The sequence below is a fragment of the Streptomyces sp. NPDC013157 genome (assembly GCF_042899865.1).
Classification (GTDB): Bacteria; Actinomycetota; Actinomycetes; order Streptomycetales; family Streptomycetaceae; genus Streptomyces.
The window spans coordinates 637,376-655,320 of sequence record NZ_JBIBAK010000003.1; the positions used below are offsets into that span (position 1 = coordinate 637,376).

A 17,945-nucleotide genomic window follows, 5' to 3' on the forward strand; every position below is an offset into this window, starting at 1 on the left:
CTCGAGGTAGGGGGTGCCGGTGACCGGGCTCTGCTGGATGCTGCGCACGGGCCGTCGAGATGGTCCAATCTTCATATTCATCTGATGGCCGTCAGGTCGAATCACCTGGACCGGCAGGGTCTGGTCGCAGGACGGCCGGGACGGGAGGCGGGGTTGGGCGAGCGCATCGGGGCGTGGGTGAGGCTGTTGCGCCCGGCCGTGGACGCCGGGGAGCCCACCTGCACGCGCGAGACGGTACGCCGTGCGACCGACCAGGTCGGTGACCCACCGGTCGCGTGGGCGGTCGCGGTGGCGGCCGACATCGTCCAGGGCAACGCATTCCCGAATCTGGCCGGCGCCGGCCCGAAAGGCCCGCAGGTCCTGCGCTCCACCATCGAGTCGATCGTCATCTCGACCCTCCTCGCCATCGAGGTCGACGGCCACCCACCGGCCCAGCTCCCGCCCGAGGCGGAGGCGCACATCGTGGACCTGGTCCACCGCCGGGTTCCTCTCGACCTGCTCCTCACCCATCAGCGCAGGATCCACTCGCAGCTGGCCGACCACTTCATGGGCGGCTGCCGCTCCCTGGTGCCGCTCCCGGCTCTCGCGGCTTCACTCGAGCACGTGTCTCATGTGCTCTTCGAGTTCGCCGACACCTTCGCCACCATGACCGCCGAGTCGTACGCCGTCGAGAACGAGCGGTTCCTGAGAAGCAGCGCCGCTGCCAGGTACGAGACGGTTCTGGCGCTGCTGGCGGGTGAGGGCTCCGTCGCCGCGGCGTCCCGACAGCTGGCCTACCCCCTGACCCACGCGTATCACATCGGCCTGGTGCTGCATCCCGCGACCTCGACGAGCCATACCGCGGATCATCTGGACCACGTGGCCCGGTCCCTCCTGCGCCGCATCGGCGCGGACGCTCAGCTGGTGGTGGCGGTGGACCGGACCGAGGCGTGGGCGTGGGGAGCGTTCCGGGCGCGGCCACCGCGTGAGAAGCCCCTGCTACCCGGCGGGTCCGACGTGATGGTGGGCATGGCGTCACCTCACCGAGGGGCCCAGGGTTTCCGGCGCACCCACGAGGAGGCACACGACGCGGCGCGGGTCGGGGCTTTGATCATGCGCTCGACGGCGGACCCGAGTGTCGTCCGGTACGACGAGGTCCGGTTGCTCTCGCTGCTGATCGCGGCCCCCGACAAAGCCGCTCGTTTCGTGCGGGACGAACTCGGCGCACTGGGATCGAGCGCAGCTTCCACGCGGGTTCTCCGCCGGACAGTGCGGGTCTATCTCGACTGCCACAGCAGTCCGCAGGAGGCCGCCGGGGAGCTGCAGGTCGCGAAGAACACGGTCATCTACCGGGTCAAGCGGGCCGAGGAACTCCTGGGCCGCTCCGTCAGGGACTCCCAGCTCGAACTGCACGCGGCGCTCCACCTCGCGGAGCTGTTTCCCGATCCGGACGACACCGGTCACTGACGGGCACGAGTCATGCATCCCGCACGCCGGCACGGCCTTCGGGTTCTTCGCCGTGCCGGAGGTTCGGGCTCATCGGCCTCGGGCTCGCGCTGCTCGACCGCGAGCCCGGGAATCACGCCACCGTTTTGGACCCTGGGTCCAATCGGCGTCGAAACCTTGGCGGGTCAGGCATAGAGACCGGCATCACGCGCGGACTTCAATCAACAGCAGGACGACAGCACCGGCCACTGCTTCGGCAGGTGAGCCGCCGAGGCAAGGAGGCCTCATGACGACTCTCGATGACGTCACGACTTTTGGACCGCAGGCGCAGGCCGAAGTTCGCGAACGTCTCCTGCAGACCGCTCGCGACCTGCGGCCGCTCCTGCGTGAGCACGCCGACGAGTCCGAGCGCAACCGCCGTCTGGCCGAGAACTCGGAACGGGCCCTGCGCGAGTCCGGGTTGTTCCAGGCCCTGACGCCGCGCCGGTCGGGCGGATCCGGCGGGGACGTCCGGACGCTCATCGAGCTGTCGGCGGAGATCTCGCGGGGGGACTCGTCCGCGGGCTGGGTCGCCTTCATCGCCAACACGACCGCGTTCGGCATGGGCCTCTTCCCCGACGACGTGCGCGAACTGGTGTACGGCCCGGACCCCCGCAACGTCGCGGTCAGCCAGTTCGCGCCCGCCGGGACCGCCGAGAAGGTCGACGGTGGTTACCGCATCAACGGCAATTGGGGCTTCGCCTCGGGCTGTCACCAGGCTCAGTGGACGCTGAACGCGTTCCTGGTCCTCGACGCGGAGGGGCAGCCCTCAGAGGTGCGGTGGGCGCTGATGCCGCTGGCCGACATGCGGATCGAGGACACGTGGTACGTCGTCGGCATGGCGGGGACAGGCAGCAACACCCTGGTGGCGGAGGACCTCTTTGTCGAGGATCGATGCACCCTGGACGTCGAGACGTTCATGGGCACGGCCGTCTTCCCGATCTGGCACGAGGACGAGAGCAGCTACCGGGCGTCGCTGTCCGCTCTGGCCTGTCTCGGCCTGTGCGGTCCGCTGTGGGGCATGGCTGAGGCGGCCTGGGACTTCACGATGGAGAACATCGACAAGGGCCGCCCTATCAGCTACTGGAACTACGCGGACCGTCGGGACGCCCCCAGCTACCGCCTCGCCCTTGCCGACGCACGGGTCGCGATCGACGCGGGCAGTATGCACTTGCTCCGGTCTGCCGACGAGATGGACGACGCCGCCCGCGAAGGCCGGGTCCTCGACGCGGCGGCCCGGGCGCGGATCCGCGGCGACTCCGAGATCGCGACGCGTAACTTCCGTCAGGCCATCACGCTCATGCTCGACATCGTCGGCACGAGCAGCTTCGCCCAGTCCAACCCGCTGCAGCGCGTCTGGCGTGACCTGACCGTCGCCAGCGGCCACGGCCTGAACAACCCCCTGCTGAACCGGGAGGTCTATGGCCTGAGCCTGGTCGGTCGTGACACCGAGGAGGTCGGTCGGCTCTGAGGTCCTCGGGGCCTGGCCCTCGACCTCCACGGCGCGACTCGACCCGTCGAAAGGAACTTCCGCCATGACGACATTCGCCATGTCTTCGCCTGCTCACCTCCCGATTCACCTGACCGCAGCCCAGCGGGCGGAGTCACTGCCGGCCGAGACGTTCAGGTCAGCGTTTCGGATGCACCCCGCCGGCGTCGCGGTCGTGACCGCCGACCTGGGTGGGCGGCCGGTCGCGATCACGGTCAGCTCACTGGCCTCCGTCAGTGCCGAACCGCCGCTGATCGTCTTCTCCGTCTCCTCACGGGCCTCCAGCAGCGCGGTCCTGCGGCAGGCTGACAGCGTCGTCATCCACATGGTGGGCAGCGACCAGCTCTGGCTCGCGCAGCTCGGGGCCACCAGTGGGGTCGACCGCTTCGCCGATACGAGTGCCTGGACGCGGTTGGCCACGGGCGAACCGGTCTTCACGGCGGCCCCGGCGTGGGTGCGAGGGAAGGTGGTCTCTCGTATCGAGGCGGGAGAGGCCTCGGTTTTCGTCGTCCACGCGGTGTCGGCTGCCGTCCCCGAGGGGACGGCCGAGCCCGCGGCGGCCCCGCTCGTCTACCACTCCCGGTCCTGGCACCGGCTCGATGATCGCTCGAAGCTTGCGTGACCCGGGCTGCGGTCCCCGTGCCGGTTCCGACGGACCCGCTCGCTCCCGCTGCGGCGGTTCACGGCGCGCCGCTGAGGCTGCGCATCACCTCGCGCGCTTGTTGCAGGGCCGGCTGGGCGGCTTCGGTGCGCCAGCTGTCGAGAGTGAAGGCGACGCCCCGGCGCCGGCCATCGGGGGCCGCGTCCGTGAAGGCTCGGGCCAGCCGACCACGGGCACGAACGGGAATGTCCCGGAGGACCGGGCGGCCACTCTCCACAAGCCAGCAACGGCAAACACCCCGTCAGCCACATCCGGTCCTCACGGACCGCCCTACCTTCTTGAGGAACTCTTATGTCCAAAGTGATCGCCGTCTTCGGTGCCGGTACCGGCCTGGGCCTGTCCGTCGCCCGCCGCTTCGGCCGGGAAGGTTTCCGCCTCGCTCTGGTGGCCCGCCGCAAGGAGCGGCTCGACGCTCTCGTCGCACAACTCACCGACGAGGGCGTCGAGGCCGCCGCCTTCCCCGCCGACCTGTCCGACCCCGCCGGGGTTCCCGCCCTGGTGGACGCCATCCGCGGCCACTTCGGCCGGATCGACGTCGTCGAGTACGGGCCGATCGGCGGCGACCTGACCTTCACCCCGGCCACCCAGCTGGACGCGGCCACTCTGGAGGGGATCTCCCGGGTGCTCCTCCTGACCCCGGTGGAGTTGTTCCGCTCCGTACTGCCGGAGATGACGGACCGCGGCGATGGCGCCCTCCTGATGACGACCGGCTACTCGGCCGTGCAGGGTGTGCCTCACCTCAGCGGCCCGGGCCCGGTGATGTCCGCCGCCCGCAACTACGTGTACTCGCTCAACGGCGAACTCGCCGGTACCGGCGTCTACGCCGGCACCCTCACCATCGCCGCCGTGATCACCGGCAGCGAGGCGGCCGAGGCAACCGCCAAGGGTGACATCGAGCTTCCGGACAACGGCGTGGAGTTCCCCGTCGTCCACCCGGACGAACTCGCCGGGCTCTACTGGGACATGTACACCCGGCGTGACCGCGTCGAGCAGGCTTACCCGGTGGAGCTGACCCCGAAGGCCGCTGTCCCCGCGTTCACCCCACAGGCCGACGCCACCGCGTAACCGCAGCGCAGTGGCCGCCCGGAGCCGGACCAGCGATGGGTTTCTGCTGCGCCGGTCCCGGCCGGCCGCAGGGGCGCCGCTGGTCTCGAGGCCTGATCCACAGACCGCGAAACAAGCATCAGCGTCGCCTGTCCGGCGTGGACGAGATGGCGCTCTCGCCGTCCGCAAAGGGGCTCGCCCAGGGGAAGATCTCCGCGCACCTGGCCCGAGACCCGAGTCGAAGTTCCTCACCTGTTCCACGGCCACCAGGCGGACCCTGACAGCGAAGTCGAAGCAGGCGATCGGGCCGGGGCTGCGGGCCCTCGTGGGCGGCTGGCGCCCCTTCTCGGCCTGGGAGCCCGTTCCATGACGCCCTCGGCGACCGACCGGCTCAGCCCGGAGTGAGTGCCGCGTCGTCCCGGCCGGCGTGCGGCGATCCGGGTCGGCGCGAACGGTTCTCCACCATCGCACCGGAGCCGGCCGAACGGCCTTGCCCTGGCGACCGCCGGCCGGGAGCTGCGCACGTGATCCGCGGGTCGGCCGTCCCCGGTCGGGGGCTCGGTCAGTGGATGTGGGATCCGCCGTTGACGTCGTACGTCACGCCGGTGAGGTAGCCGGACTCCGGCCGGGCCAGGAAGGCGATGACGTCGGCCACGTCCTCGACCGCGCCGATGCGGCGGACCGGAACATCCGCGATCATCGCCGCCTTGCGCTCCTCGTCCAGCTTGCCCTGGGTGATGTCGGTGTCGATCAGGCCCGGGGCGACGGAGTTGACCGTGACTCCGGACGGGCCGAGTTCGCGGGCGAGCGCCTTGGCGAAGCCCAGCAGGGCGGCCTTGGCCGCAGAGTAGGCCACTCCCCGAAAACCCCGCCCCCGCGCTCGGCCGAGACGGACGACAGGAAGACGATGCGGCCGAACCCGCGCTCGGCCATCCCGCCGGCCACCCGGTGGGTCACCAGGAAGCTCCCGCGGACGTTGACCTCGAGGATCCGGTCCCACTCGGCGGGCGTGACGTCGAGGAAGCGGGTCGGGGACGTGATCCCCGCGTTGTTGACCAGGGCGCCGACCGGCGGCAGCGCCGCTTCGACCGCCCCGATGGCGGCGTCGACGGCGTCGGCGTCGGTGACGTCCGCCGGAAGGCCCAGGGCTTCCACGCCGTGCCGGACGGTGACTTCCCGGGCGGTGTCCTCGGCGGCCTCCTTGTCCAGGTCGAGGACGGCGATGTGGTAGCCGGCAGCTGCCAGGGCGTGTGCGGTCGCGCGGCCGATGCCGCGGCGGGAGCCTGCGCCGGTGATGACGGCGGTGCGAGGGGTGGGGTCGGTGGCCATGCGGTGCTCCTGAGAAGGGGGGAAGTGGAGTGGACGGGTTCAGAGTTCGCGACGGACGCGTTCCTTGATCGCCGCGACGGAGAGGCCGTAGCGGTCGTGGAGCGTCGGCAGCGCGCCCGCGGCGAGGAACTCGTCCGGCAGCCCGATCGGGATGATGCGTGCCGTCTGCTGGGCGAAGGCCAGGCAGGAGGCCACGGACTCGGCGAGGCCTCCGATGACACTGTGGTTCTCGAGGGTCACCACGAGGCGTCCCCGGGCGGTCTCCCGCAGTACCGTTTCGCGGTCGAAGGGTTTGATCGTCGGTACGTGGAGAACGGCGACGTCCACCTGGTCGTGCGCGAGTTCCTCGGCCGCGGTCAGGGCCCGTACCGTCATGAGGCCGGTGGAGATGAACAGGACGTCGCGTCCACCGCGCAGTTCCGCCGCCTTGCCGAGTTCGAACCGGTAGTCGTACTCGTCGAGGACGGTCGGTACGGCTCCGCGCAGCAGCCGCATGTAGGTGGGGCCGGGATGGGCGGCCAGGGCCGGGACGGCCTGTTCGATGTCGACGGAGTCCGCGGGGTCCACGATCGTCAGGCCGGGCATGCCCCGCAGGATGGCCAGGTCCTCGGTGGCCTGGTGACTGGGGCCGTAGCCGGTGGTCAGGCCGGGCAGGGCGCCGACGACGTTGACGTTCAGCCGCGGCTCGGCGATGTCGAGGCAGAGGAAGTCGTAGGCGCGACGGGTGGCGAAGACGGAGTAGGTGGAGGCGATCGGGGTCAGGCCCACCTCGGCCAGCCCCGCGGCCGCGCCCAGCATCACCTGTTCCGCCATGCCCATCTGGAAGAAGCGGCCGGGGTGGGCTGTCCCGGAAGACGTGCATGTCGGTGTACTTGGCGAGGTCCGCGGAGAGTCCGACGACGTCGGGTCGTTCGTCGGCGAGCCGGGCCAGCGCGTGTCCGAAGGGCGCCTTGGTGGTGCGCTGGCCCTCCTCGGCGATCGAGGCGATCATCGCGGAGGTGGTGAGTTTGCGCTGCGGGGCCTGGGTCGGCGCGGAAGAGCTCATCGGGCGGTTCCCTCGTTCTGGGCGGCGGTGTGGTGACGCTCCGTCAACTGGTGGCGGGCGAGCTGTCATTCGTGCTCCTCGACCCGCATGAAGTGGGCCTTCTCGCGCGTCTCCAGCATCGGTACGCCGCATCCGATCCGGGTGTCGCAGATGACCACGGCCGGCGATCCGCGGTGCCCGCGCAGGCTGTCGAAGGCGGCGAGGAGCGCCTCGATGTCGTTGCCGTCCACGCGGATGGCGTGCCAGCCGAACGCCTCCCACTTGGCCGTGACCGGCTCGGTGCGCAGTACGCCCATGGTGGGGCCGTCCGCCTGCAGGGCGTTGACGTCGACGATGGCGGTGATGTTGTCCAGGCCGTGGTGGGCGCAGACGAGCGCCGCCTCCCAGGTGGAGCCCTCGTCCAGTTCGCCGTCGGAGAGCAGGTTGTACACGCGTGCGTCGCCGCCTTGGTGGCGCAGTCCGAGCGCCATGCCGGTGGCCACGCCGAGGCCGTGGCCCAGGGAGCCGCCGGAGATCTCCATGCCGGGTGTGTAGGAGGCCATGCCCGACATGGGCAGGCGCGAGTCGTCACTGCCGTAGGTGGCGAGTTCGCCGACGTCCAGCACGCCGGCCTCCGCGAGCGCCGCGTACAGCGCGATCGCGTAGTGGCCGATCGAGAGCAGGAACCGGTCGCGCTGCGGCCAGTCCGGCTCGGCGGGACGGTGGTCGAGGACGTCCTGGTAGACGACGGCCAGGATGTCGGCCACACCCAGCGCCTGTCCGATGTAGCCCTGGCCCTGGGTCTCCCCCATGTCCAGCGCGTGCATCCGGATGCGGTGGGCGGAGTCCTTCAGGGCGTTGACGCGCCGGGTCGGCGGCACCGCTGTTCGGGGTGTCTGAGTGGACATCACGTTGATCCTCGTCTCTGTCAAGGGGTGGCGGGGAGCGCGGCTTCGACGGATGGGTTCAGGGCACGGTCCGCTTCCCGGCGCTCGTCGGCGCCCCACGTCTCGCGCGTCAGCAGCGTCGCGACGAGGCCCAGCAGCCCGTAACAGCTGAAGAGAGTCGCCGGCCCGGTCCAACCGGTGGCGGAGTAGAGCGCGGTGGCGATCATCGGCGTGAACCCGGAGACCACAGCGGACAGTTGGTAGGCCAGGGAGGTTCCGGCGGTACGGGTCCTGGTCGCGAACAGCTCGCAGAACCAGGCTCCTTGGACACCGGCGAGGGAGTTCTGGCAGACGGCGTAGCTGATCAGGAAGGCGATCAGGACGAGTGCCGCGGCTTCGGTGTTGGCAGACAGGAAGAGCGGGAAGCCCCAGGCGACGCTCACCGCGCAGCCCATCAGATAGACCGGGCGGCGACCCATCCGGTCCGACAGACGGCCCCAGAGCGTGGTGGCCGCGATGCCGACGGCCGCGGCGGTCACCAGGGCGGTGAGGGTGGTGGTGCTCGAGACGTCGGGGGCGTCGCCGTCGTCCAGGTAGGACAGCACGAAGGTGACCGAGACGGCGTACCCGGCGGTCTCCGTGATGCGCAGGCAGAGGGCCCGCAGGACGTTGCGCCAGTCCTTCCGGATCACCTCCAGCAAGGGGTTCTTGACGACTTCGCCGGACTCTTTGAGCGCTTCGAACTGGGGTGATTCGTCGATCTTGAGCCGGATGAAGATGCCGACCGCGATCAGGACGGAGCTGAGCAGGAACGGCACGCGCCAGGCCCAGGTGTCGTTCAGGGTGTGCCTGCCGCCTGACCAACGACCTGGCGGGCGCGTCAAGGTGCCCGAGGCGCCCGGACGGCAGTGGCTCATACACCTGCGGAGGGGTCGAGCAACACCAGCGCGCGCAAGGTCGTAACCGACAAAGGCCACCGGCCCCTCGCTCGTGCGTGAAGGGGCCCATGGACGACGGGATGATCGTTGCCGTAGTCGTTGCCGTGGCGGGTGCGGATGATGGAACGGACGTGAGACCACGGGGATGCACACGGATCAACAGTCGGTCGGCCGGCTCGCGGAACAGCCCGGTCAGCCTCGCCGACTCGGCGCCCGTGCGTACGCTGTGCGAACTCTCCCGGGCCGTCCATTCTTGCCCTCAGGTCCTTCCCGGCAGCGGCAACACCTCACGCCGGATGGGTCAAGCGGCCAGACGCAGTCGTCAGGACGGCCCCGGCGCCGATTCGGATGTCAGGCCGCCGGCCGTACCAGGCCGGACTCGTAGGCGTAGGTCACTGCCTGGACGCGGGAGCGGGCGTGGAGTTTGGCGAGGATGTGGCTGACGTGAGACTTGACGGTGGTCGGGGCGATGGACAACCGGGCGGCGATCTCGGCGTTGGACCAGCCCGAGGCGACGGCGAGGAGGACATCGCGTTCGCGTCCTGTGAAGCTGTCGGACCCGGTGTGCCGCTCGACGGGGTGAGGTGTGCGCGGTTGGCGGACGGCGTCGATGAGTGCGCGGGTCAGGCCGGGGGTGATGACGGCGTCTCCGGCGGCGACGACGCGGATGGCGGCGGTGAGTTGGTCGAGGCCGGCGTTGTCGAGGAGGAATCCGCCGGCTCCGGCGCGCAGGGCGGCGGGGGCATGTCCCTCATGGGTGGTTGAGGCCAGGACCAGGACGCGGGGCGGGAGCCGGACTGCTCCGGCGGAGTCGGGGGCGTCGGGGAGAAGGCGTACGGGCCGGGTGATGCGTCGGATGGCCTCGATGCCGTCCGCGCCTGGAGAAGAGGTGGCCATCAGGACGACGTCGGGACGGAGCGCGGCGCTCAGGCGGACCGCCTCGGCTCCGGTGGCTGCTTCACCGACGACGGTCAGGTCGGGCTGGGCGGTCAGGAGCATGCGGAGGCCGAGTCGCTGCAGAGATTGGTCGTTGACGATGAGTATGGACGCCATTCCGCTCGTTCTCCTTGCCGGGTGGGGGGATGCGACGTCATCGACGGGGTGCCTGGGGCGCCGAGCCACGACGGCCCGCCGGGTTTGCGGCGGGCCGTCGCGGAGGGGGGCGGTCGCGTGCCCGGTCCGGGTGTTACATGTGGACGACGGGCGCCGCGTCCGGGTCGTGGGCGGGTACGCCGCGGCGGTACAGGACGACGCTGATGACCAGGCCGGCGGCGAAGAAGACGGCGGACCACCAGTAGGCGGTGGAGTAGCCCTCCAGGCCGGCCTGGGCCTGGACGGCCGGGTCCGCTGGGTTCTTGCCGTCGAGGTAGTTGGCGACGGCGCTGGAGAAGAGGGTGTTGAACAGGGCGGTGCCGAGGGAGCCGCCGACCTGCTGCATGGTGTTGACGGCCGCGGAGGCGACGCCGGAGTCCTCGGCGGCCACGCCCGCGGTGGCCAGGCTCATGGCCGGGGCCATCACCAGGCCGAGGCCCAGGCCCGCCACGATCAGCGGGGGCATGATGTCCGTGGCGTAGCTGCTGTTCAGGTCGAGGGCGGTGAGCCAGACCATGCCGGCTGCGGCCAGGCCCATGCCCAGCGGCACGATCGTCTTGGGACCTATGCGGGGGATGAGCACGGTGGTGGCGAGAGTGGAGGCGAGCATGAGACCTGCGACCATGGGCAGGAAGGCCAGCCCTGTCTTGATGGGCGTGTAGCCCAGGCTCTGCTGGAGGTAGTAGGTCAGGAACAGGAAGACGCCGAACATGCCTGCGCCGGTGATCAGAACCGAGATGAAGGAGGCCCCGCGGTTGCGGTCGCGCAGGACCCGCAGTGGCAGCAGGGGGTGCGCGGCGCGCGTCTGCCACCAGGTGAAGACGGCGAGCAGGACGGCTCCGGCGAGGAGGAAGACCCAGGTCTGCGGAGAGCTCCAGTCATGGCTCTCGGCATTCGAGAAGCCGTAGACCAGGCAGAACAGGCCGCCGCCGACCAGGACGGCGCCGGGGATGTCGAGGGTGGCGGACGTGTCGCGGGTGGTGCGTTGCAGCAGGAGCGCGCCGCCGACGAAGGCGATGGCCGCGAAGACGAGGTTGACGTACAGGGTCCAGCGCCAGTCGAGGTACTCGGTCAGCACGCCGCCCAGCAGCAGCCCGATGGCACCGCCGGCACCGGCGATGGCACCGTAGACGCCGAAGGCCTTGGCGCGTTCCCTGGCTTCGGTGAACGTCGTGGTCAACAGGGACAGGGCTGCCGGAGCGAGCAGAGCGGCGAACACTCCCTGCGCCGCCCGGGCGACGACGAGCATCTCGAAGCTGCCCGCGGCGCCGCCCACGGCGGAGGCGCCGGCGAAGCCGACCAGCCCGACCAGGAAGGTCATCTTGCGGCCGAAGAGGTCGGCGATGCGTCCCCCCAGCAGGAGCAGGCTGCCGAAGGCGAGTGCGTAGGCGGTGACGACCCACTGCCGGTCGCCGTCGGAGAAGCCCAGGTCCTTCTGGGCCGAGGGCAGGGCGATGTTCACGATCGTCGCGTCCAGCACCACCATGAGCTGGGCCACGCCGATGACGACGAGGATCCACCAGCGGTGGCGAGGCGGTGGTTCGGCGGACGGGAGGACGGACACGGTGGCTGCATCCGTCGTATTGACGGGGGTTCGAGGCATGACGAAGACTCCAGGGCCGGGCGAAGGGATGGGGCGGTCGGGCCGTGCGGGGGCGGCAGAATGCCCTTGTGGGCCGCGTCGCTGTGCAGCGGCCGTGGACGGCTACTGTCCGCCAGTGAGCTCGACGTAGGTGGTCCCGGTGACCGGGCGGTGGTCGTAGGTGCCGGTGACGGCGGCGCTGCCTTCGTAGCGAGGCCCGGGGACCAGCAGTTCCTGGTCGTCGGCGTAGGTCTTGACGTTCAGCTTGGCGTGCTCGCCCGGGATGGTGACCTTCCAGCGGGTGGGGTACTTCTTGCCGGTGTGCGGGCTGGTCCAGAGGGTGGAGGTGTCAGGCGTGAGGGTCGCCTCGGCGACGGTCTCCGTGCCGTCGGGCTTCTGGACGGTCGCCCAGGTCTTCTGCTCGCTTTCCTTCGTCTTCCAGAGGCTGATCTCGTCACCGTTGGACAGGTTGAGGTTCATCCAGGACCACGAGGCCTGGCCCGCGGCGATGTCGGGCAGAGGGCCCCACTGGCGGTCCAGCCAGGCCTGCCCCCGGACCTTGCCGGTGCGGCCGTTCAGGGTCAGCGTGCCGGAGGTGTCCATGGTGGGGAAGGCGTACTCGTAGTTCGGGTACTTCGCGTCGCCGAACATGGGGAAGTAGCCCGTGCCCATGTTGTAGAGGACGTTGCCCTGCGGGCGGAAGGTGACGTCGATGGTCCCCTCGGGGACCTTGGCGCGCAGCTTCTGCTCCTTGGCGTCACCGGTCCAGCTGATGTTGTCGGTGTGGATGTCCACGCCCTGCTTGTCGGACAGGCCGCTGCGGGGAGGGAGAGCGATCTCCGACTTGGTGTACCAGCCGGTGTCCTCGTCGGTGATCGACACGGTCGAGAGAGTGTGCCCCGTTTTGGCGTCGCCGGACGTCAGGTGGTTGGCCATGAATCCGTACCGGTGGCCCCCGGCGGTCACGTGTGCGGTCACATACCAGGACTCGTTGAGCCGGTCGGGGTTGCCGGTGAGGCCCGCGGCGGGGTCGACGGCGACCGGAAGACCGGTCTGCCTCAGCCCCTGCCCGGAGGCCGTGGTCGCGGTGGCCGAACCTCCCGCGGCAAGGGTGAGCGAGGCGACGAGCGCGGCGGCGACTGCGGTCGCGCCGACGGTGGTCCTGCGCATGATGGCTCCTTGTGGAGGTGTCCTGCTCGGGTACACGTGCGGACAGATGAACAGATGCGTACGAAACTGTTTCGTACTCTCACTGAACCTGGTGACGGAGGGGCAAGGGCTGTCGCACGGGAGGGGGATATGACGAATGCCCGGTCGAGTTGCGTGACAACGCGACCGGCAAACCGGAGAAGCAATCTCCAGTTGCAGACCCACTCTAGCAGCAAAACCGGAGAAGTCATCTCCACATGCGGGATACAGTGGATCCATGAGCCGCAGGACCGACCCCACGCCATCTCCGGAGCCACACCCCAGCCCCCTGCGGGCCGACGCTGAACGCAACCGGCAGCGCATCCTCACCGCTGCCCGGGAAGCCTTCGCCCAACGAGGACTCGATGTCACGATCGACGACATCGCGCGGCACGCGGGCGTCGGCGTCGGCACCGCCTACCGCCGCTTCGCCAACCGCGAGCAGCTCGTCGAAGCCGTCTTCGAAGAGGCCGCGAATCATCTGATCGAACGGGCCGAACAGGCACTCACCCACGAAGACCCCTGGGACGGATTGGTCCAGTTCTTCATGACCACCGCCGAGGACTTCGCCGAAGACCGCGGGCTGAGGGAAGCCCTGCTGGAGGGCTTGCACGGCAAGGTCCGGGTGGCCGCCGCCCGGGACCGCCTCATCCCCGCGGTCAGCGCCCTCATCACACGCGCCCAGCAGGCCGGCCGGCTCCGCGGCGACTTCGAAGGCACCGACTTCCCGCTCATCCAGATCATGCTCGGCGCCGTCACCGAGCACAGCCGGGCCGTCGCCCCCGACGTGTGGAGGCGCTACCTCGTCCTCTTTCTGGACGGCCTGCGCCACGACCGAGACCACCCCACTCCCCTGCCCCACCGCGCACTCGACAAGGACGAGTTCGACCAGACCATGAAGTAGGGCCCGAGCGAAACCGCTCAAGGTGCCTGCGGCCAAGCCCAGACCCTGCCCGCCGGAAACGCCGGGCAGCGGCCCGCGCGTCGCCGCGCGGGCATCCTCAGCCCTGCCCGTCCAACAGCGCGCCAGAAGGCGCAGTGGTGTTCGGCCGCGTAGTCCGGCATGGTCGAGACGTTGTCCGGGCCGAACTGCACGGTGCCGTTGCCGCCGCCCCGGTACGTCGGCCAGTCGGGGGGGCCGTGCCCGTTGAGGTCGCCCCGCCCGGCGAACGTGGCCCAGTACCGCATGGTCACGCGGCGCGGACCTCCGCCGAACGCGGCGATGTTCTGGTTCACCCAGCGCAAGGCCACGCGGCCACTGATTCGGGTCGGGACGATGGGCTCGTCAGACCCGTGATCGGCATCCTCCGCCGGTCGTACCGTCCGTGCCCGTCCCAGACGGCGTGGGCGGAGGCGGTCCCTCTGTCCGAGGTCCGCTGTCCGGCGCAAGTTCCGATCCTCCGGTTCCGAAGCGAAGGAAACCTCTTCGGTGAGGTTGCACCGTCTTTCTCCGCTCAGAGTGCAAGGCCCTTCAGGCGTTCCGTACCTGCCAGGCGCGCACGTAGGCGCGGCCGTAGTCGTTGCCGTGCGGAGTACGCAGCACGGTGTGGATGTGGAAGGGCTTGGGGGTGTCGTAGTCGAGGAAGACGCCGCAGTGGTGGTCGAGTTCGGCGATGAGCACCGGCGACTGGAGCCGGTAGTAGAAGACGTCGCCGGCCTCGTGGCCGCCGATCCAGCTGAACCAGGTCTCGTCGAGGTGGTCGCGGATCTCGCGCATCCGGGCCGCGCGCGGGCCGTCGGGCAGCAGGGACACGAACGACTCGGCGATCTCCAGGAGGATCTCCCGGGCCTGCTCGGGCATGTCCGCGACCCGAAGGCCCTCGACCGGGATCACCCGGTTGTCCTGGAAGGCCCCGGCGAGGTGCCGTTCGTCGCCGGCGTGGATGCGGCCGGGCGGCATCGCGGGGTCGACCATGTGCTCGTACACGGTCGCGGTGGCGCGCTGGTCCTGCGGGAGCGCCGCCATCAGGTCCGTGCCGAGCCGGATCCGGTCGGTCAGGGCCACCGTGCCGGCGTGGGGGCCGTCGTCGATCTCGTTGGGTTCGGCGCCGAGGAACGCCGGGCTGACGACCATGCGCCCCTCGACGATCAGGCAGTGGACAGCGCAGTGGTGGCCGAACAGCTGCCAGCCCCACGGGGCGACGGGGTCGGGGTTTCCGTAGAGCGCGAAGTTGTAGCTGAACTCGTTGAGGATGCTCTGCAGGCCGACGACCTCGCCGAGGAAGCCGTTGATCAGCATCATGTCGTGCACCAGGCGGAAGCCGTCGGGGCTCAGCGAGGCCTCCACCAGGGCGAGAGCCTTCTGCCGGACCTCCGGTGGCTGGAACTCCAGGCGGATACCGGTGTCGAACTGCAGGAACTCCGGGTTGGCCCAGGTCTGCCACTCGACCCCGTCCACCGGGTGGCACAGCTTGGCACGGGCGTCGTCGTCGAGCGCCGCCAGCAGGTCCCGGGCCGCGGCGACCATGTCGGCGACGGGAGCCTCTTCGCCAGGGCGGGCGGGTTCCCAGGTGTGCACCCCGGGCCGTGGCGTGCCGTCCTCGCTCACTCCACGGAAGTCGGCGAGCTGCAGGGGTTTCCAGCCGCGGATCAGCTCGCCGGTGAACCGGTCCGCCTTGGCCGCCTCCCGGTATTCGTAGGCGTCCATGCCTCTGATCGAGGACAGGCGCGGCGAGTCGGACGGGTAGAGGTACTTGCGGTACTCGGCTGATGGCATGACGGCTCCCGTGACCCCGTACGTTCAGTCGGTGTGGTTGTGGCGCGCGACGGCCGCGCGAACGGCGTCCTCGTCCCCGGCGGCGATCGCTTCCACCAGGTCGGCGTGGTTCCGCAGCCGCCTCGCCCGGTAGGCGTCGGTGTCCCCGTCGGTGGCGCGCGCGGTGGACGACGTGAGATGTCCGAGCGTGCCGATGTAGACCGCGCGGGCCATGGCGTTCGGGCACAGCCGCGCGATGCGCTCGTGCAGGGCCCAGTTGGCGCGCATGAAGGCGTCCCAGTCCGGCGCCGCCGCCATGTCGTCCAGGCAGGCCCGCAACGGCGGGATGTCGCCCGCACCCGCGCACCGGGCGGCGCCGACGTCGACGAGTTCCTCCAGGTGGTTGCGGAGCTCGATGGCGTCCGCGACGGTGCCCGGTTCTCCCGCGACGCTCAGCAGGGTGTGCCGCAACCGCACGACCGGGCTCTGGTCCGCGACGAACAGTCCGCCGCCGCGACCGGGGCGGATCTCGAGCACCCCACGGTCGCGCAGGAGCCGAATGGCTTCGCTGACCGTGGCGCGTGCCAGACCTGACTCCTGCCGGACCTCCTCGATGGTGCCGATCGCGGAGCCGGGACTCAGCCCGCGGACGCGGTCTTCGAGGGCGTCGGCGAGTCGCTCGGCTCGTGTGCCGCCGGGAGCACTCAGGCCGGCCAGCAGGGCGCGGTTCTCGGTGACCATGGCAGCATTCAATCACAAAGGTTATAACCTTTAGAACCTATGGCATTACTGTCTTTTCGAGCGGAGAAGTGCGGATGCAGATCGTTGGAGTGGCGACCGGCGACGAGGTGCGGGTTGCCAACCTGTCGCCGGACGGCGACCGGCTCACCGTGGTGGCCGGGCTGCGGGAGTTCTGGGCCGACCCCGGAACATGGCTGACCCGCCCCCCGACCGGCGAAGTGGTACCGGCGGGTGAGACGCGCCTGGTACCGCCGGTACTGCCGGACGCACAGATGCTGTGCGTCGGTCTGAACTACCTCGAACACGCCGCCGAAGGGTCCTACCGGGATCAGGAACTGCCCGAGTACCCCACGCTGTTCGCGCGGTGGACGCGGTCGCTGACGGTCGGCGGGACCGAGATCCCCGTCCCCTCCACCGAGGATGGTCTCGACTGGGAGGGCGAGATCGTGGCCTGGGTGGGCCGACGTCTGGTGGACGCGGACCCCGCCGAGGCTCTCGGCGCCGTGATCGGCTACTCGACGTTCAACGACGTCACCGCGCGGCGGGCGCAGAAACTGACCTCACAGTGGACCCTCGGAAAGAACGCCGACCGCTCCGGCCCGCTGGGCCCCATGGTGCCTGCCGGCGAGGTGGGCGACCTGCGGGACGGACTGCGGGTGCGGACCCGGGTCAACGGCACGACCGTCCAGGACGCCTCCACCAGCCAGATGATCCACTCCGTGGGCGAGACGCTGGCCCACATCTCGCGCACCCTCACACTGCGCCCCGGTGACCTGCTGGCCACCGGCACCCCGTCCGGTGTCGGCTACGCCCGCACACCGCCCTGGCTGCTCCGGCCCGGCGACGCGGTGGAGGTCGAGGTCGAGCGCCTCGGGATCCTCCGCAACACGATCGTGGGCGGGGACCACCGCCGGAAGCGCCCTCTCGGGAATCCGCTCGATTGAGGACGCACGGTGTTCCTGGGGTCGCCTTCCGGCTTCGCCGGACTGCTGCGACAGTCCGGCGGCAGGGGCCTTTCACCCCTGCCCGGTAACAGAGGCGCCTCGTGGTGCACCTCGGCTTTGTTCCGCTTCGATGTGCCGGGCAGCGGATGCCAGACGGTGATGGTCAGGCCCGATTCGGCGGCGAGCCGGGCGGGCTCGAGCTTCCAGGCCCGGGTGCGGTGGCCGTTGGAGCCGCCCGCGTCGGCGGTGATCAGCAGCTGTGGCGCCGCGGGTAGCCGGCCTGGACCTTCCTCATCGTTCCACCAGCGGCGGATCGATCCCACCGCGAAGGCGGGGGTGTCATGGTCGGTGCCGACGTTGACCCAGCCGGTGTTCTCCGCCAGGTCGTAGATCCCGTACAGGATGGCCTTGCCCGGCTTGGGATCGGCGAGGTCGTGGATGTTCACCGGCACCGGATCCCCGGCCGGCCGCCACTGCCGGCCGCCGTTCTTGAACTCGCCGACGGGTTCCTCTTCTTGGTGTCCACGCTGATCACCGGCCGGCCGGCGTCCCGGTGCCGGCAGTGTGGGCCGCGGCCCCGGGTCAAGATCCGCGACCCGCTGCGCCCTCCGCCCGGACGCCGAACCCGACCCAATGGGAACTCGCCCGCCTCCAGCTCGAACACACCCCTGCGGACCGTTGTCTCGCTCACTTCGGCCGGCCGCGCGACGGCCCGGATCCCCCCGTGCCCCAGCAGCCGGGCCTCGGCTCCCATCAGCAAGCGTCGCTGTAGTTCATCGAGGTGTGGGAACAACACCGCAAACTTCACGGCGAGTTGGGCACGGCCTTCGTCCTTGATGCGCACACCACAGCAACGAGCGTCGGCGG

General features: G+C 70.2%; 17 protein-coding genes and 1 pseudogene. 6 read left to right on the forward strand and 12 right to left on the reverse strand.

Annotation, left to right across the window (positions count from 1 at the left end):
* Positions 1-84: 84 nt before the first annotated feature.
* From ACFY6U_RS13030 to ACFY6U_RS13045, 4 genes are all read left to right on the forward strand, one after another.
* On the forward strand, positions 85-1,446 hold the full coding sequence (locus ACFY6U_RS13030; protein WP_390037486.1) for a PucR family transcriptional regulator: 1,362 nt from the start codon (positions 85-87) through the stop codon (positions 1,444-1,446).
* Between the two features lie 265 nt (positions 1,447-1,711).
* The gene (locus ACFY6U_RS13035; RefSeq protein ID WP_390037488.1) at positions 1,712-2,935 is read left to right on the forward strand and encodes an acyl-CoA dehydrogenase family protein; all 1,224 of its coding nucleotides are present in this window, start codon (positions 1,712-1,714) and stop codon (positions 2,933-2,935) included.
* Between the two features lie 169 nt (positions 2,936-3,104).
* A complete protein-coding gene (locus ACFY6U_RS13040) occupies positions 3,105-3,575 on the forward strand; it encodes a flavin reductase family protein (protein WP_390037489.1) in 471 nt (156 codons plus the stop codon).
* Positions 3,576-3,905: 330 nt separating this feature from the next.
* A complete protein-coding gene (locus ACFY6U_RS13045; RefSeq protein WP_390037491.1) occupies positions 3,906-4,679 on the forward strand; it encodes an SDR family NAD(P)-dependent oxidoreductase in 774 nt (257 codons plus the stop codon).
* Positions 4,680-5,220: 541 nt separating this feature from the next.
* On the opposite strand, the gene ACFY6U_RS13050 is transcribed toward ACFY6U_RS13045, so the two are convergent.
* The 8 genes from ACFY6U_RS13050 to ACFY6U_RS13085 form a co-directional block, all read right to left on the reverse strand.
* Positions 5,221-5,514, reverse strand: coding sequence for an SDR family oxidoreductase (locus ACFY6U_RS13050; RefSeq protein ID WP_390037493.1), 294 nt, complete (start codon positions 5,512-5,514; stop codon positions 5,221-5,223).
* The gene (locus ACFY6U_RS13055) at positions 5,409-5,987 is read right to left on the reverse strand and encodes an SDR family NAD(P)-dependent oxidoreductase (protein WP_390037495.1); all 579 of its coding nucleotides are present in this window, start codon (positions 5,985-5,987) and stop codon (positions 5,409-5,411) included. Before ACFY6U_RS13055 ends, ACFY6U_RS13050 begins: the two co-directional genes overlap by 106 nt.
* A gap of 39 nt (positions 5,988-6,026) precedes the next feature.
* Positions 6,027-6,800, reverse strand: a complete 774-nt coding sequence (locus tag ACFY6U_RS13060) for a transketolase family protein (protein WP_390037497.1) — start codon at positions 6,798-6,800, stop codon at positions 6,027-6,029.
* A gap of 297 nt (positions 6,801-7,097) precedes the next feature.
* The gene (locus ACFY6U_RS13065; protein WP_390037499.1) at positions 7,098-7,919 is read right to left on the reverse strand and encodes a transketolase; all 822 of its coding nucleotides are present in this window, start codon (positions 7,917-7,919) and stop codon (positions 7,098-7,100) included.
* A gap of 20 nt (positions 7,920-7,939) precedes the next feature.
* Positions 7,940-8,815, reverse strand: coding sequence for an MFS transporter (locus ACFY6U_RS13070; RefSeq protein WP_390037501.1), 876 nt, complete (start codon positions 8,813-8,815; stop codon positions 7,940-7,942).
* Between the two features lie 372 nt (positions 8,816-9,187).
* The gene (locus ACFY6U_RS13075; RefSeq protein WP_390037503.1) at positions 9,188-9,889 is read right to left on the reverse strand and encodes a LuxR C-terminal-related transcriptional regulator; all 702 of its coding nucleotides are present in this window, start codon (positions 9,887-9,889) and stop codon (positions 9,188-9,190) included.
* A gap of 133 nt (positions 9,890-10,022) precedes the next feature.
* A complete protein-coding gene (locus tag ACFY6U_RS13080) occupies positions 10,023-11,531 on the reverse strand; it encodes an MFS transporter (protein ID WP_390037505.1) in 1,509 nt (502 codons plus the stop codon).
* A 102-nt stretch (positions 11,532-11,633) separates the two neighbouring features.
* Positions 11,634-12,680: a lipocalin family protein gene (locus ACFY6U_RS13085; protein WP_390037507.1), complete on the reverse strand. Its 1,047-nt coding sequence runs from the start codon at positions 12,678-12,680 to the stop codon at positions 11,634-11,636.
* Between the two features lie 256 nt (positions 12,681-12,936).
* Between ACFY6U_RS13085 and ACFY6U_RS13090 the strand changes: the two genes are divergently transcribed.
* Positions 12,937-13,602 (forward strand): TetR/AcrR family transcriptional regulator, encoded by a 666-nt coding sequence (locus tag ACFY6U_RS13090; protein ID WP_390037509.1) that lies wholly within the window; start codon positions 12,937-12,939, stop codon positions 13,600-13,602.
* Positions 13,603-13,619: 17 nt separating this feature from the next.
* Here ACFY6U_RS13090 and ACFY6U_RS13095 read toward each other — a convergent pair whose 3' ends face one another.
* The 3 genes from ACFY6U_RS13095 to ACFY6U_RS13105 all read right to left on the reverse strand — a co-directional run bounded on the left by ACFY6U_RS13095 (position 13,620) and on the right by ACFY6U_RS13105 (position 16,134).
* The gene (locus ACFY6U_RS13095; RefSeq protein ID WP_390037511.1) at positions 13,620-13,934 is read right to left on the reverse strand and encodes a hypothetical protein; all 315 of its coding nucleotides are present in this window, start codon (positions 13,932-13,934) and stop codon (positions 13,620-13,622) included.
* 235 nt (positions 13,935-14,169) lie between these two features.
* Positions 14,170-15,414 (reverse strand): DUF3500 domain-containing protein, encoded by a 1,245-nt coding sequence (locus ACFY6U_RS13100; RefSeq protein WP_390037513.1) that lies wholly within the window; start codon positions 15,412-15,414, stop codon positions 14,170-14,172.
* A gap of 24 nt (positions 15,415-15,438) precedes the next feature.
* Positions 15,439-16,134, reverse strand: a complete 696-nt coding sequence (locus tag ACFY6U_RS13105) for a FadR/GntR family transcriptional regulator (protein ID WP_390037515.1) — start codon at positions 16,132-16,134, stop codon at positions 15,439-15,441.
* A 74-nt stretch (positions 16,135-16,208) separates the two neighbouring features.
* On the opposite strand from ACFY6U_RS13105, the gene ACFY6U_RS13110 reads away from it, so the two are divergent.
* Complete coding sequence (locus ACFY6U_RS13110) at positions 16,209-17,078, forward strand: fumarylacetoacetate hydrolase family protein (RefSeq protein WP_390037517.1); 870 nt, start codon at positions 16,209-16,211, stop codon at positions 17,076-17,078.
* A 110-nt stretch (positions 17,079-17,188) separates the two neighbouring features.
* Here ACFY6U_RS13110 and ACFY6U_RS13115 read toward each other — a convergent pair.
* Positions 17,189-17,832 (reverse strand): annotated as a pseudogene (locus ACFY6U_RS13115) (hypothetical protein); the annotation flags it as partial.
* Positions 17,833-17,945 lie beyond the last annotated feature (113 nt).

Excerpts from the sequence above, each read along its gene's own strand:
- ACFY6U_RS13065 (WP_390037499.1), bottom strand. The coding sequence starts at position 7,919 with ATGTCCACTCAGACACCCCGAACAGCGGTGCCGCCGACCCGGCGCGTC.
- ACFY6U_RS13060 (WP_390037497.1), bottom strand. The coding sequence starts at position 6,800 with ATGGCGGAACAGGTGATGCTGGGCGCGGCCGCGGGGCTGGCCGAGGTG.
- ACFY6U_RS13110 (WP_390037517.1), top strand. The coding sequence starts at position 16,209 with ATGCAGATCGTTGGAGTGGCGACCGGCGACGAGGTGCGGGTTGCCAAC.
- ACFY6U_RS13085 (WP_390037507.1), bottom strand. The coding sequence starts at position 12,680 with ATGCGCAGGACCACCGTCGGCGCGACCGCAGTCGCCGCCGCGCTCGTC.
- ACFY6U_RS13030 (WP_390037486.1), top strand. The coding sequence starts at position 85 with ATGGCCGTCAGGTCGAATCACCTGGACCGGCAGGGTCTGGTCGCAGGA.
- ACFY6U_RS13045 (WP_390037491.1), top strand. The coding sequence starts at position 3,906 with ATGTCCAAAGTGATCGCCGTCTTCGGTGCCGGTACCGGCCTGGGCCTG.
- ACFY6U_RS13075 (WP_390037503.1), bottom strand. The coding sequence starts at position 9,889 with ATGGCGTCCATACTCATCGTCAACGACCAATCTCTGCAGCGACTCGGC.
- ACFY6U_RS13100 (WP_390037513.1), bottom strand. The coding sequence starts at position 15,414 with ATGCCATCAGCCGAGTACCGCAAGTACCTCTACCCGTCCGACTCGCCG.
- ACFY6U_RS13090 (WP_390037509.1), top strand. The coding sequence starts at position 12,937 with ATGAGCCGCAGGACCGACCCCACGCCATCTCCGGAGCCACACCCCAGC.
- ACFY6U_RS13105 (WP_390037515.1), bottom strand. The coding sequence starts at position 16,134 with ATGGTCACCGAGAACCGCGCCCTGCTGGCCGGCCTGAGTGCTCCCGGC.
- ACFY6U_RS13040 (WP_390037489.1), top strand. The coding sequence starts at position 3,105 with ATGCACCCCGCCGGCGTCGCGGTCGTGACCGCCGACCTGGGTGGGCGG.
- ACFY6U_RS13070 (WP_390037501.1), bottom strand. The coding sequence starts at position 8,815 with ATGAGCCACTGCCGTCCGGGCGCCTCGGGCACCTTGACGCGCCCGCCA.
- ACFY6U_RS13035 (WP_390037488.1), top strand. The coding sequence starts at position 1,712 with ATGACGACTCTCGATGACGTCACGACTTTTGGACCGCAGGCGCAGGCC.
- ACFY6U_RS13080 (WP_390037505.1), bottom strand. The coding sequence starts at position 11,531 with ATGCCTCGAACCCCCGTCAATACGACGGATGCAGCCACCGTGTCCGTC.
- ACFY6U_RS13055 (WP_390037495.1), bottom strand. The coding sequence starts at position 5,987 with ATGGCCACCGACCCCACCCCTCGCACCGCCGTCATCACCGGCGCAGGC.